The following is a 13449-nucleotide window of genomic DNA, read 5'->3' on the forward strand; positions in this document are numbered from 1 at the left end:
CGATGAGCAAAGAAGTACTGCTGGTTGTTGAGTCGGTATCCAATGAAAAGGGCGTACCGGCAAACGTGATTTTTGAAGCGCTGGAGCTGGCCCTGGCCACTGCTACCAAAAAGCGTTTTGAAGACGAAGTTGATCTGCGTGTGGAAATCAACCGCCACACCGGTGCCTATGAGACTTTCCGTCGCTGGACGGTCGTCGAAGAAGCCGATCTTGACGATCCGGCCATCGAAACCTGGCCGAGCAAGGTTGCCGAAACGCACCCTGGCGCCCAGGTCGGTGATGTCGTCGAAGAAAAGATCGAATCGATCGAGTTCGGCCGTATTGCTGCACAAACTGCCAAGCAGGTCATTGTGCAGAAGGTTCGCGAAGCCGAGCGCGCTCAAGTCGTCGACGCTTATCGCGAGCGCCTGGGTGAAATCATCTCCGGCACCGTGAAAAAAGTTACCCGCGACAACGTGATCGTCGACCTGGGCAATAACGCTGAAGCGTTGCTGGCCCGCGAAGACATCATCTCTCGCGAAACCTTCCGTGTCGGCGTACGTCTGCGTGCGCTGCTCAAGGAAATCCGCACCGAGAACCGCGGCCCTCAGTTGATCCTGTCGCGTACCGCGCCGGAAATGCTGATCGAGCTGTTCCGTATTGAAGTGCCGGAAATCGCCGAAGGCCTGATCGAAGTCATGGCTGCGTCCCGCGACCCGGGTTCGCGTGCCAAGATCGCGGTCCGCTCCAAGGACAAACGCATCGACCCGCAAGGCGCTTGCATCGGTATGCGCGGTTCGCGTGTGCAGGCCGTGTCGGGCGAATTGGGCGGTGAGCGTGTGGATATCGTGCTGTGGGACGATAACCCGGCGCAGTTCGTGATCAACGCCATGTCGCCGGCTGAAGTGGCGGCAATTATCGTTGACGAAGATGCCCATGCAATGGACATCGCCGTTGGCGCAGACAATCTGGCTCAGGCCATTGGTCGTGGTGGTCAGAACGTGCGTCTGGCCAGCCAACTGACCGGCTGGACCCTGAACGTGATGACCGAATCGGACATCCAGGCTAAGCAGCAAGCTGAAACCGGTGACATCCTGCGCAACTTCATCGACGAGCTGGAAGTCGACGAAGACCTGGCGCAGGTGCTGGTAGATGAAGGCTTCACTAGCCTGGAAGAGATTGCCTACGTACCGTTGGAAGAAATGCTCAACATCGACGGCTTTGACGAAGACACCGTCAACGAGCTTCGCGCTCGGGCCAAGGATCGTTTGTTGACTAAAGCCATCGCTACTGAGGAAAAGCTGGCAGACGCCCATCCGGCCGAAGACCTGCTCTCGCTTGAGGGTATGGACAAGGATTTGGCGATGGAACTGGCGGTGCGCGGCGTAATTACCCGCGAAGACCTGGCCGAGCAGTCTATTGACGATCTGCTCGACATCGACGGCATTGACGATGATCGTGCCGGCAAGTTGATCATGGCCGCCCGAGCCCATTGGTTCGAGTAATTAGGCGCGGCCTGAGGAGAGAAATGCATGACGCAAGTCACGGTGAAACAACTGGCCGATGAGGTCAAAACACCGGTAGAGCGCCTGTTGCAGCAGATGCGTGAGGCAGGTCTGCCGCACACCGCCGCCGATGAAGGTGTGAGCGATAGTGAGAAGCAGTCTTTGCTGACTCACTTGAAGAGCAGCCACAAGGCGAAAGTGGAAGAACCGCGCAAGATTACATTGCAGCGCAAAACCACCAGCACCCTGCGTGTTGCTGGTAGCAAGAGCATCAGCGTTGAAGTACGCAAGAAGAAAGTCTTCGTACAGCGCAGCCCGGAAGAAATCGAAGCCGAGCGCAAACGCGAACTGGAAGAACGTCGCGCAGTAGAAAATGCTGCACGTCAGAAGGCTGAAGAAGAAGCCAAGCGTCGCGCCGAAGAAGAAGCGCGTCGCCAGCCTGCTGCTGCGCAACCTGCTGCCACTGAAGCGGTCGCCGCGCCTAGCGCGCCAGTTGAAGCTGTGCGTGAGGCCGCTCCGGTTGCCGCTGCACCTGCTCCAGCAGCTGATGCCCGCAAGCGTGACGAACCTCGTCGTCCGGATAAACCACGTGCCGACGATAACAATCGTCGCGGTGGCGGCGGCGATGGCGAGCGTAAAAACGCTCCGCATCGTGCTTCGGTCAAAGAGAAAGCGCCTGCTCCACGCGTTGCCCCACGTACTACCGACGAAGAAAGCGATGGCTTCCGTCGTGGTGGTCGCGGCAAGGCCAAGCTGAAAAAACGCAACGCCCACGGTTTCCAGAGCCCAACCGGCCCTGTCGTGCGTGAAGTGAAGATCGGCGAGACCATCACTGTTGGCGACCTCGCTCAGCAGATGTCGGTCAAGGCTGCTGAAATCATCAAGTTCATGTTCAAGCTGGGTACTCCGGCCACCATCAACCAGGTACTGGATCAGGAAACTGCCCAACTGGTTGCTGAAGAGCTGGGCCACAAAGTGACCCTGGTCAGCGACACCGCCCTGGAAGATTCCCTGGCCGAGTCCCTGAAGTTTGAAGGTGAGGCGGTTTCCCGTGCTCCAGTTGTGACCGTAATGGGCCACGTTGACCACGGTAAAACTTCCCTGCTCGATTACATCCGTCGTGCCAAGGTTGCTGCAGGCGAAGCCGGCGGTATTACCCAGCACATCGGTGCATACCACGTTGAAACCGACCGTGGCATGGTGACGTTCCTCGACACCCCTGGTCACGCCGCGTTTACCGCAATGCGTGCCCGTGGTGCCAAGGCGACCGACATCGTGATCCTGGTGGTTGCAGCCGACGACGGCGTGATGCCGCAAACCATCGAAGCCGTTCAGCATGCCAAGGCAGCTGGCGTACCGCTGGTGGTTGCAGTGAACAAAATCGACAAGCCGGGCGCTGATCTCGATCGCATCCGTAGCGAACTGTCGGTTCACGGCGTGACGTCCGAAGAGTGGGGTGGCGACACTCCATTCGTACCGGTCTCGGCGAAGATGGGTACCGGTGTTGACGAACTGCTCGAAGCCGTTCTGTTGCAAGCCGAGGTTCTGGAACTGACCGCTACTCCATCGGCTCCTGGCCGTGGTGTTGTGGTTGAGTCCCGTCTCGACAAGGGCCGTGGCCCGGTTGCGACCGTTCTGGTTCAAGACGGTACCCTGCGCCAAGGCGACATGGTGCTGGTCGGTTCGAACTACGGCCGTGTACGTGCCATGCTCGACGAGAACGGCAAGCCAATCAAGGAAGCCGGCCCGGCTATCCCGGTCGAGATCCTCGGCCTGGACGGTACCCCGGACGCTGGCGACGAGATGAGCGTGGTTGCCGACGAGAAGAAAGCCCGTGAAGTGGCTCTGTTCCGTCAAGGCAAGTTCCGCGAAGTCAAGCTGGCCCGTGCTCACGCCGGCAAGCTGGAAAACATCTTCGAGAACATGGGCCAGGAAGAGAAGAAGACGCTTAACATCGTCCTCAAATCTGACGTACGTGGTTCCCTCGAAGCGTTGAACGGCGCCTTGAACGGCCTGGGTAACGACGAAGTGCAAGTGCGCGTTGTCGGTGGCGGTGTCGGTGGTATCACCGAGTCCGACGCCAACCTGGCACTGGCTTCCAACGCTGTACTGTTCGGCTTCAACGTGCGTGCCGATGCCGGCGCTCGCAAGATCGTCGAGCAGGAAGGCCTGGACATGCGTTACTACAACGTCATCTACGACATCATCGAAGACGTCAAGAAAGCCCTCACCGGCATGCTTGGCAGCGACGTGCGGGAGAACATCCTGGGTGTTGCCGAGGTGCGTGACGTGTTCCGCTCGCCGAAATTCGGCGCGATCGCCGGTTGCATGGTTATCGAAGGTACCGTGTACCGTAACCGTCCAATCCGTGTACTGCGTGAAGACATCGTTATCTTCGAAGGCGAGCTGGAATCCCTGCGCCGCTTCAAGGATGACGCTTCCGAAGTGCGTGCCGGCATGGAATGCGGTATTGGCGTCAAGAGCTACAACGACGTCAAGGCTGGCGACAAGATCGAAGTCTACGAGAAGGTTCAGGTTGCTCGCAGCCTCTAACTCGCGCACTTCAGGAGCCACACAGCGTGTGGGCATGCAAATGCCCCGCGCCGTGTCCGGACTCTAAACGCAACGCCCGGTCTGGCTTTTGTCAGGCCGGGCGTTTGCCGCTTTCAGACCCCACGGGTTTCACCGTGTGGCAGTAACAGGTAACAAGACATGGCAAAAGAATACAGCCGTACCCAGCGAATCGGCGATCAGATGCAGCGCGAGCTGGCCCAACTGATCCGTCGCGAAGTCAAAGACCCACGCGTTGGCCTGGTCACCATCACCGCCGTTGAAGTCAGCCGTGACGTAGGTCACGCCAAGATCTTCATCACCGTGATGGGGCAGGACAGCAGCGAAGAAATCGCGCAAAGCATCAAGGTGCTCAACTCGGCCGCAGGTTTCCTGCGCATGCAGTTGGCCCGTGAAATGAAGCTGCGCAGCGTTCCGCAGTTGCACTTCCACTACGACGAAAGCGTCGTGCGTGGTGCGCACCTGTCGGCACTGATCGAGCGCGCCGTGGCTGAAGACAGCCAGCACCCGTCCACACCTGAAGACGCCAAGGAGTAAGCGGTGGCTCAGGTCAAACGTATCCGTCGCAACGTCAGCGGCATCATTCTGCTCGACAAGCCCATTGGCTTTACCTCCAATGCCGCCCTGCAGAAGGTCCGCTGGCTGCTCAATGCCGAGAAGGCCGGGCACACCGGCAGCCTCGACCCCCTGGCCACCGGCGTGCTGCCGCTGTGCTTTGGCGAGGCCACCAAGTTCTCGCAATACCTGCTCGATTCCGACAAGGGTTATGAAACCCTGATGCAACTGGGCAAGACCACCACCACGGCTGACGCCGAAGGTGATGTTCTGCAGGTTCGCGACGTGACCGTTGGTCGTGCTGATATCGAGGCTGCTTTACCCGGTTTTCGTGGGGAAATCAGTCAGATACCGCCGATGTACTCGGCGCTCAAGCGTGATGGTCAGCCTCTTTACAAGCTGGCACGTGCGGGCGAAGTAGTGGAGCGCGAACCGCGTTCTGTTACTATTGCGCGCTTGGAATTGCTTGCCCATGAAGGCGACACTGCCCGCTTGGCCGTGGACTGCAGCAAAGGCACCTATATCCGTACCCTGGTGGAAGATATTGGTGAAAAGCTCGGTTGCGGCGCGTACGTTGCAGAATTGCGACGCACCCAGGCCGGTCCTTTCAGCCTGGCCCAGACGGTCACGCTGGAAGAGTTGGAAGCGGTACACGCCGAGGGCGGCAATGAAGCGGTTGATCGCTTCCTGATGCCATCGGACAGCGGTTTGCTCGATTGGCCATTGCTGCACTTCTCGGAGCACAGCGCGTTCTACTGGCTAAACGGCCAGCCGGTACGTGCCCCGGACGCTCCGAAGTTCGGTATGGTGCGGGTACAGGATCATAACGGTCGCTTTATCGGTATCGGTGAAGTGAGCGAAGACGGGCGCATCGCGCCACGTCGACTGATTCGGTCAGAATGACCGAACGAGGGTGGCTGTTAACAGGCACGGTCACTACTCATTTTTAGATACAGGGATTTGTCCCTGGCCTGTTGAAACTGCCCTTTGGGTGGTTTCCTGAAAAAAGGATTGCCTCATGGCTCTCGACGTTCAAGAAAAAGCACAAATCGTAGCTGACTATCAGCAAGCTGTTGGTGACACTGGTTCGCCAGAAGTGCAAGTTGCACTGCTGACCCACAACATCAACAAGCTGCAAGGTCACTTCAAGGCCAACGGTAAAGATCACCACTCCCGTCGTGGTCTGATCCGCATGGTAAACCAGCGCCGTAAGCTGCTGGACTACCTGAAAGGCAAGGATCTGGGTCGTTATCAGGCTCTGATCGGTCGCCTGGGTCTGCGTCGCTAATAAGCGATTGCGCTAGAGGTTGGTTGTCTGCCGTGTGTCAGTGGGATTCCCGCTGGCCCATGGCAGGCTCCCAGCCTCAAGTTTTATCTGGATACACGTTTTACCCTGGACCAGGCTCGGGCCGATTCCCGACATTGCCCAAGAATTTCGCAAGAAAACAAGTTCCCCAAGAGCCACAAAGAAGGTAGGACACCGTGAACCCGGTTATCAAAAAATTCCAGTTCGGTCAGTCGACCGTTACCCTTGAGACAGGCCGTATCGCCCGTCAAGCCTCCGGCGCAGTGCTGGTTACCGTTGACGATGACGTCACCGTATTGGTGACCGTTGTTGGCGCCAAGACCGCTGACCCAAGCAAAGGCTTTTTCCCTCTTTCCGTTCACTACCAGGAAAAGACTTACGCTGCCGGTAAGATCCCTGGCGGTTTCTTCAAGCGCGAAGGCCGTCCTTCCGAGAAAGAAACCCTGACTTCCCGACTGATCGACCGTCCGATCCGTCCGCTGTTCCCAGAAGGCTTCATGAACGAAGTGCAGGTTGTCTGCACCGTCGTTTCCACCAGCAAGAAGACCGATCCGGACATCGCTGCGATGATCGGTACCTCGGCTGCCCTGGCAATCTCCGGCATTCCTTTCGATGGCCCGATCGGCGCTGCCCGCGTTGCGTTCCACGAAAGCACCGGCTACCTGCTGAACCCGACTTACGAGCAACAAAAAGCGTCGAGCCTGGACATGGTCGTTGCCGGTACCTCGGAAGCCGTGTTGATGGTCGAATCGGAAGCTAAAGAGCTGACCGAAGACCAGATGCTGGGCGCTGTACTGTTTGCTCACGACGAGTTCCAGGTCGTGATCAACGCTGTTAAAGAACTGGCCGCTGAAGCTGCCAAGCCAACCTGGACCTGGGCTCCTCAGCCAGAAGCCACCGAGCTGCTGGGCGCTATCCGCTCCGAGTTCGGCGCTGCTATCTCCGACGCCTACACCATCACCGTCAAGGCCGACCGTTACGCTCGCCTGGGCGAGTTGAAGGATCAGGTTGTAGCCAAGCTGTCCGGTGAAGAAGGCCAGCCTTCCTCCAGTGACGTCAAAGCTGCTTTCGGTGAAATCGAATACCGCACCGTTCGCGAAAATATCGTTAACGGCAAGCCACGTATCGACGGTCGAGACACTCGCACCGTACGTCCGCTGAACATCGAAGTCGGCGTGCTGCCGAAGACTCACGGTTCGGCGCTGTTCACCCGTGGTGAAACCCAGGCTCTGGTCGTCGCGACCCTGGGTACTGCCCGTGACGCACAGCTGCTGGACACCCTGGAAGGCGAGAAAAAGACCCGTTCATGCTGCACTACAACTTCCCTCCGTTCTCGGTGGGCGAGTGTGGTCGCATGGGTGGCGCTGGTCGTCGCGAAATCGGTCACGGCCGCCTGGCCCGTCGTTCGATTTCGGCCATGCTGCCTGCTGCTGACGTGTTCCCGTACACCATCCGTGTAGTGTCGGAAATCACCGAATCCAACGGTTCCAGCTCCATGGCTTCCGTTTGCGGTGCTTCCCTGGCGCTGATGGACGCTGGTGTGCCGATGAAGGCACCGGTTGCCGGTATCGCCATGGGCCTGGTTAAAGAAGGCGAGAAGTTCGCCATCCTGACCGACATCCTGGGTGACGAAGACCACCTGGGCGACATGGACTTCAAAGTAGCCGGTACCGCCAAAGGTGTTACCGCGCTGCAGATGGACATCAAGATCAAGGGCATCACCGAAGAAATCATGGAAATCGCTCTGGGCCAAGCCCTGGAAGCGCGCCTGAACATCCTCGGTCAGATGAACCAGATCATTGGTCAGTCCCGTACCGAACTGTCGGAAAATGCTCCGACCATGATCGCGATGAAAATCGACACCGACAAAATCCGTGATGTTATCGGTAAAGGCGGCGCGACCATCCGTGCAATCTGTGAAGAGACCAAGGCTTCGATCGACATCGAAGACGACGGCTCGATCAAGATCTTCGGCGAAACCAAGGAAGCGGCTGAAGCTGCACGTCAGCGCGTCCTGGGTATCACCGCTGAAGCCGAGATCGGCAAGATCTACGTCGGTAAGGTTGAGCGCATCGTCGACTTCGGCGCATTCGTCAACATCCTGCCGGGCAAAGACGGTCTGGTTCACATCTCCATGCTGAGCGATGCTCGCGTTGAGAAAGTGACCGACATTCTGAAAGAAGGCCAGGAAGTGGAAGTGCTGGTACTGGACGTGGACAACCGCGGCCGTATCAAGCTGTCCATCAAGGACGTAGCAGCAGCCAAGGCTTCGGGCGTTTAATTACCCCAGGCTTCACGCTGAAAAAAAGGACTCTTCGGGGTCCTTTTTTTATGCCTGGTGGAAAGTGTCTAAAAATCAGGCGCTTAGTAAATCGAAAAAGCCGCAACTTGCATGCAGGCACGATCAGCTTCATGCAAGTTGCACGATTTCGAAAATCGGCTATTTTTATAAGTTGTTGATTTATAAGGTTTTAATTCTTATTCAAGACTTGGCACACTGCCTGCAATAACCCTGTTAACGCTGCAGCATCAAGGTCCACACACTGCAGACTTTTAATAAAACAGGAGTTACTCGTATGAAGAAGTTCGCTCTCGCTACTGCTACCGCTCTGACCCTGGCCATGGGTGCTAACGTTGCCTTTGCTCAGACTTCCCAAGCGCCGATGACCCTTGCAGCTGGTGAAGCCACCAAAGCCAAGGAAGCTACTTCTGACACTTGGATCACCACTAAAGTCAAAGCTGACCTGCTGACCGAGAAAGGTATTCCTGGTGGGGATATCAAGGTTGAAACCAACAAAGGTGTGGTTTCCCTGTCCTCCACCGTAGCGATCTCCGATTCGCAAAAAGCTACCGCAGTTGCAATCACCAAACGCATTAAAGGTGTAACTGCTGTTTCCGCTGACGGCCTGCTGGCTGGCGGCGCAACCAAAGCCGACAACGTCGACAAAACCAAAAGCGCAGCTGCCGGCGCCAAAGAGACCACTTCCGATACCTGGATCACTACCAAAGTGAAAGCTGACCTGGTAACCGAGAAAGGCATTCCTGGCACCGACATCAAAGTCGAAACCAACAAGGGTGTCGTTTCCCTGTCGTCGACTGCTGCTGTGACTGAATCGCAGAAAGAGACTGCAGTTGCGATCACCAAGAAAATCAAAGGCGTTAAAGCTGTATCGGCCGACGGCCTGAAAGCAGAATAACGCTTAACCCCTCGACTGAACTGTACGTCGGCGGCGGAGAGTGAGTTAGATATCCACTCAATGCACCTCACGAGTTCATGCGACCGGCCACACGGATGTGGTCATTACAGGCCCCGGCACTTGTGTCGGGGCCTGTTCTATTACGCAGATCTAAAAATGTGGGAGCGGGCTTGCTCGCGAAAGCGGTAGTTCAGTCACAGATGTATTGACTGATACTCCGCATTCGCGAGCAAGCCCGCTCCCACATTCAGATGGGTGTTGCTCGCGGGTTACTCCGCATCCAGGTGCATTGGGGTCACAACACGGCCATCCTTCTCGGCCTGCCCCAGGTTGGCATCGATGAAGTACACCCGATCATCTTCCAACTGCCCCTTGTCCACCAGGTAATCCTTGATGGTACTGGCTCGGTCCTGGCCCAGTTGGCGCAGCAGTACGTCACTGGCACTCCAGAATTTGATCACCCCCTCACGCAGTTTCGCGGAGCGATCATCGCTGCTCAGGTCTTTCCATTCCGCCGGAGGTTGCTGTTTCAGGCGGGTGCGGTAGATGCCTTCGAGCAAGGGGGCCTTTTCCTTCTCGGGCACCACCAGCAACGACGCCTGGGCCGGGACCTTGTCGCCACGGCGCTGAAGGATCTTGTAGTAGTTGTATTGGTATTCACGCTCCAGGCGCTCTGCGGCCAGGAATGGCCCGTCGCTGCTGGCCGCTGCCGTGCCTTCGATTTCCAGGCGCAGGGTAGGGCGCTCTTTCAGCGCTTTGGCCAGGGTGTTCAGGGCGCCTTCGGCGTCTTTGTTCAATTCGCTTGAGCCCGCCGCGAACGACACATTACCCAAGTCCTCCGAGCCCCCGCCGGTCACCAGCCCGCCGATAAACTTGAAGGGCGCCGTCGCCGCACGCACCACCAGATTACGCAGGGTCTGCCACACAATCGGCATCACGCTGAATTGCGGGTTATTCAGGTCGCCGGTCACCGGCAGTTCAAGGGAGATTTTACCGTCGGAGTCCTTGAGCAAGGCGATTGCCAGGCGAATCGGCAAATCCACCGCATCGGCACTGTCGACCTTCTCACCCAGTTGCAACTGTTCGATCACGACCTTGTTTTCAGCCTTCAATTGGCCTTTGGTAATCACATAGTGCAGGTCAAGGTTGAGACGGCCCTTGCGGATACGAAAGCCTGCAAATTTGCCGGAGTACGGGGTCAATGTCGTCAGTTCGACCCGTTTGAAACTGGTGGCGATATCCAGCGCCGCCATCGGGTCAAACGGGTTCACGCTGCCTTTGATCGTCACGGGCGCATAGCGATCCACCTTGCCCTTGATGTCGACACTGGCCGGTTTGGCCTGGCGACTGTCAATGGTGCCGATCTGCCCGTTGAGCTGTTGGATCGCCGTGGCGAAGTTAGGCGTAAGGCTGAAGTCGGCGAAGTTGGCCGAGCCGTCGTTGATCGCAATCTGCCCGATATGAATGCCCAGGGGCTTGTCTTTACTGGCGGCGGGCTTGGCCGCCGATTTGGCGCCACTGTCGGGCGGCTGTGGGATCAGCAGGTCATCGACGTTGGTGGTGCGATCGTCGTTGATCATAAAGCGCGCATACGGCTGCAGCAGGTTGACCTTGTCGATCGACAGGCTATCGCCGTGCTGATAATTCACGCCTTCCAGCACCAGGCGTTGCCACTTGAGGAAGTCGCGGGTCTTGAGGGTGTCGAGGGTATGCAACTGGTCCACCTGGGCCCGGCCGGTTACCTGGAGCTTCAGAGGGGCGGTGCTTTTGAGGTTCACATCCAGGTTGCTGCCGAGCATGCCGCTACGCAGTTCCAGGCGGATAAACGGGCTGATATAAGCCTGCGCAACCCGCAAGTCGATATCCTGGGTGTTCACTTTGAGCTTGGCGCTGACCGGGTTGAGGTTGACCTCGCCGGTCGCCTGGATCTTGCCTTGCTTGCCCAGGCCGGTATCGATCTTGAGGGCGAAGGGGCTCTGGTTGAGGCTGTCGAAGTTCTGCAGGTCGACATTCAGCGGGCCCAGCTCCAGTGCCACGGCCGGGTTCACCGCACGGTCAGCCAGGTGCACTTGGTAGTTGCGCAGTTGCACATCCTTGAGCAGCACTTGCCACGGCTTGCTGGGCGCGGCGGGTGCAGGTTTCGGCGAATCGGCGGTGGCCGGCGCGGTGGCGGGCTCCGGTGCCGTGGCCGGTTTGGCCGGCTGGCTGGCGAACAGTTTTTGCCAGTCGAGTTGGCCGTCGGTTTCACGGGCGGCCCAGGTTTCCAGTTTGTTGCTGCGGATCTTGCCGACCACCACCTGCTGCTTGGCCAGGTCGACGCTGGTCTCGCTGACGTCCAGTCGCTCCAGGCGCACCAATGGGCGGCCATCCGGCGCCTTGATGGCGAACGGCGCGATGCTGGCGGCGGTGTTGGTCAGGTTCAGTTCGGTCTCTTTGGCGAGGCTGAATGTGTACTCGGTGCTGAAGTTGAGCACGCCGTCCTCAAGCACCAGCGGCAGAGCGTCACGTACATACGGCCACCAGGCTTTCATCTTGCCGTCGGTGACTTTCAGGGTGCCTTTGGAGGTGATCGGCACCAGGCTGACATTGCCTTTCCAGTCGATCTGGCCACCTTCCGGACCAGCCGCGACCAAGGTCATGTCGGCATTGTCTTCGGGCAACGTGCTGAGGTTTTTCAGTTCGAAGTCGAGTTTGTCGTAGAGGAATTCGATCGGCTCGCTGGGGCGCAGATCCTGGAAATGCACATAACCGCCCGCCAGCTTGATGCTGTCGATGCGCAGCGGGAACGGTTTGGCATCGGGGTCGGCCGGGGTCGGTTCACTCGGCGGCAGCTTGAACAGTTGCGCCAGGTTCAATTGGCCGGATTTGTCGAACCGCAGCTCGGTCTTCGGCTGGTCCAGTTGTACATCGGCCAGGTGCAGGGCGCGGGTCCAGAGACTGTCGATTTGCAGGTTGGCGTAGAGGCGCTCGAAACCCACCTGTTCCTTGCCAGGCTCACCGATCTTCAGGCCCCACAGGGTCACTTCCAGGCTGAACGGGTTGAGCTCGATGCGCTCGATCCGAGCCGGCACCGTGGCGTAATTGGCCAGTTGTTGGTTGGCAATGCGAAGGGCGATGCCCGGCAGAATCAGAAAGCCCAGCAAGCTGTACAGAGCAAGTGCGGTCAACAGGGCGCCAGCGGCGCGAATCAATCCTTTGGGCATGGGTGACGCCATCTATGTCGAACGAGAGTGCCTTGGAGTATGGCACGGGATTTCGGTTCCGAAGTGCTGGGCTGTTTGGGAAAAGCCCTACAGCTGCAGGATCAGGGTTTTCAGCGGAGGCTGTTGATCCTGCGAAGGAAAGTCGGCGCCAGGCGTCATGATTTGCCAGTCGCGTACCGGGCGCCCGGCTTTCTCTGCGCAGCGCAAAACTTGCTCGCGCCAGTCGTCCATGCTGACTTTTGCCAGGTTGTTGCAGCAGATCAGCACGCCATTGTCGGCGGTGGCGAGTAGCGCGGGCTTGAGCAGGCTCTGGTAGTCACGCAGCAGGTCGACCGTGCCGAATGCGCTCTTGGCCCAGGCCGGAGGGTCGAGTAACACCAAGTCATATTGACGTTGCTCCAGGCGCGGATAGCTCGGCAACTTCTGGCCGCGCCGCTGGGTGATCGGCAGGCCGGCCAATTGGCGAATCGCCGGGAAGTAGTCGGACTGCACAAACTCCATGCTGGGCAGCTGTGGGTTGAGCAGGCCGTTCTCACGGCCGACCGCCAGGTTGCCTTCGGCGAAGTCCAGGTTGCACACCTCACGTGCGCCACCGGCAGCCGCGCTCAGGCCCACGCCACAGGTGTAGGCGAACAGGTTCAGCACGCTTTTACCGGCACTGTGGTCCTTGACCCAGCCACGGGTGTTGCGCAGGTCGAGGAACAGCAGCGGGTCCTGCCCGGCATGCCGCCCACGCACGCGGTAATTGAGCCCCCACTCGTGGCCAACCAGGTCATCCAATGCGGCGGGTTCGGCGCGGTACACCGTGTCTTCGCGGTCGATGCGCGAGTTGCCGCGAGAGCGGTCGTTGTACACCGGCAGCAGTTCCAGGCCCAGGTGTTGGTTGACCTGTTGATGCAGCGCCAACAGGTCGGCGGTTTCCAGGCTCTGGTGGAAGCTCTGCACCAGCAGTTGCGGGCCGTAGCGGTCGATGGTCAGGCCGCCGGCGCCTTCCTGGCTGCCGTGGAACAGCCGATAGCAATCGGTGCCCTGGGCATGCAGCTCGTTAAGCAGGTCTTGGCGTTGATCGAGGGCGGCGCGCAGCGCCTGATTCAGGGAAGACATGGAGCGCGCCTTGCTAAGTAATGGGGGGC

General features: G+C 58.6%; 8 protein-coding genes and 1 pseudogene. 7 read left to right on the forward strand and 2 right to left on the reverse strand.

What is annotated here, in order from left to right:
- The first annotated feature begins 2 nt into the window (after positions 1-2).
- The 7 genes and pseudogenes from nusA to LRS56_30770 all read left to right on the forward strand — a co-directional run bounded on the left by nusA (position 3) and on the right by LRS56_30770 (position 9113).
- On the forward strand, positions 3-1484 hold the full coding sequence (gene nusA / locus LRS56_30740; protein ID WDU62997.1) for a transcription termination factor NusA: 1482 nt from the start codon (positions 3-5) through the stop codon (positions 1482-1484).
- Positions 1485-1511: 27 nt separating this feature from the next.
- The gene (gene infB / locus LRS56_30745; GenBank protein ID WDU62998.1) at positions 1512-4037 is read left to right on the forward strand and encodes a translation initiation factor IF-2; all 2526 of its coding nucleotides are present in this window, start codon (positions 1512-1514) and stop codon (positions 4035-4037) included.
- A 159-nt stretch (positions 4038-4196) separates the two neighbouring features.
- On the forward strand, positions 4197-4592 hold the full coding sequence (gene rbfA / locus LRS56_30750) for a 30S ribosome-binding factor RbfA (protein ID WDU62999.1): 396 nt from the start codon (positions 4197-4199) through the stop codon (positions 4590-4592).
- A 3-nt stretch (positions 4593-4595) separates the two neighbouring features.
- Positions 4596-5513, forward strand: coding sequence for a tRNA pseudouridine(55) synthase TruB (gene truB, locus LRS56_30755; protein WDU63000.1), 918 nt, complete (start codon positions 4596-4598; stop codon positions 5511-5513).
- 115 nt (positions 5514-5628) lie between these two features.
- Entirely contained in the window at positions 5629-5898 is a 270-nt protein-coding gene (rpsO, locus tag LRS56_30760) for a 30S ribosomal protein S15 (GenBank protein WDU63001.1), read from the forward strand.
- 194 nt (positions 5899-6092) lie between these two features.
- A pseudogene (gene pnp / locus LRS56_30765) lies at positions 6093-8197 on the forward strand (polyribonucleotide nucleotidyltransferase).
- 295 nt (positions 8198-8492) lie between these two features.
- Complete coding sequence (locus tag LRS56_30770; protein WDU63002.1) at positions 8493-9113, forward strand: BON domain-containing protein; 621 nt, start codon at positions 8493-8495, stop codon at positions 9111-9113.
- 269 nt (positions 9114-9382) lie between these two features.
- On the opposite strand, the gene LRS56_30775 is transcribed toward LRS56_30770, so the two are convergent.
- Together LRS56_30775 and LRS56_30780 are read right to left on the reverse strand one after the other, a co-directional pair.
- The gene (locus tag LRS56_30775) at positions 9383-12316 is read right to left on the reverse strand and encodes a DUF748 domain-containing protein (protein ID WDU63003.1); all 2934 of its coding nucleotides are present in this window, start codon (positions 12314-12316) and stop codon (positions 9383-9385) included.
- Between the two features lie 87 nt (positions 12317-12403).
- Positions 12404-13420 (reverse strand): class I SAM-dependent methyltransferase, encoded by a 1017-nt coding sequence (locus LRS56_30780; protein WDU63004.1) that lies wholly within the window; start codon positions 13418-13420, stop codon positions 12404-12406.
- Positions 13421-13449: the final 29 nt, after the last annotated feature.

This window comes from Pseudomonas poae (genome assembly GCA_028869255.1).
Taxonomy (GTDB): Bacteria; Pseudomonadota; Gammaproteobacteria; order Pseudomonadales; family Pseudomonadaceae; genus Aquipseudomonas; species Aquipseudomonas poae_C.

What these genes read in the sequence shown, in the direction of transcription:
- nusA (WDU62997.1), top strand. Translation starts at nt 3, where the DNA reads ATGAGCAAAGAAGTACTGCTGGTTGTTGAGTCGGTATCCAATGAAAAG.
- infB (WDU62998.1), top strand. Translation starts at nt 1,512, where the DNA reads ATGACGCAAGTCACGGTGAAACAACTGGCCGATGAGGTCAAAACACCG.
- rbfA (WDU62999.1), top strand. Translation starts at nt 4,197, where the DNA reads ATGGCAAAAGAATACAGCCGTACCCAGCGAATCGGCGATCAGATGCAG.
- rpsO (WDU63001.1), top strand. Translation starts at nt 5,629, where the DNA reads ATGGCTCTCGACGTTCAAGAAAAAGCACAAATCGTAGCTGACTATCAG.
- LRS56_30770 (WDU63002.1), top strand. Translation starts at nt 8,493, where the DNA reads ATGAAGAAGTTCGCTCTCGCTACTGCTACCGCTCTGACCCTGGCCATG.
- LRS56_30775 (WDU63003.1), bottom strand. Translation starts at nt 12,316, where the DNA reads ATGCCCAAAGGATTGATTCGCGCCGCTGGCGCCCTGTTGACCGCACTT.
- LRS56_30780 (WDU63004.1), bottom strand. Translation starts at nt 13,420, where the DNA reads ATGTCTTCCCTGAATCAGGCGCTGCGCGCCGCCCTCGATCAACGCCAA.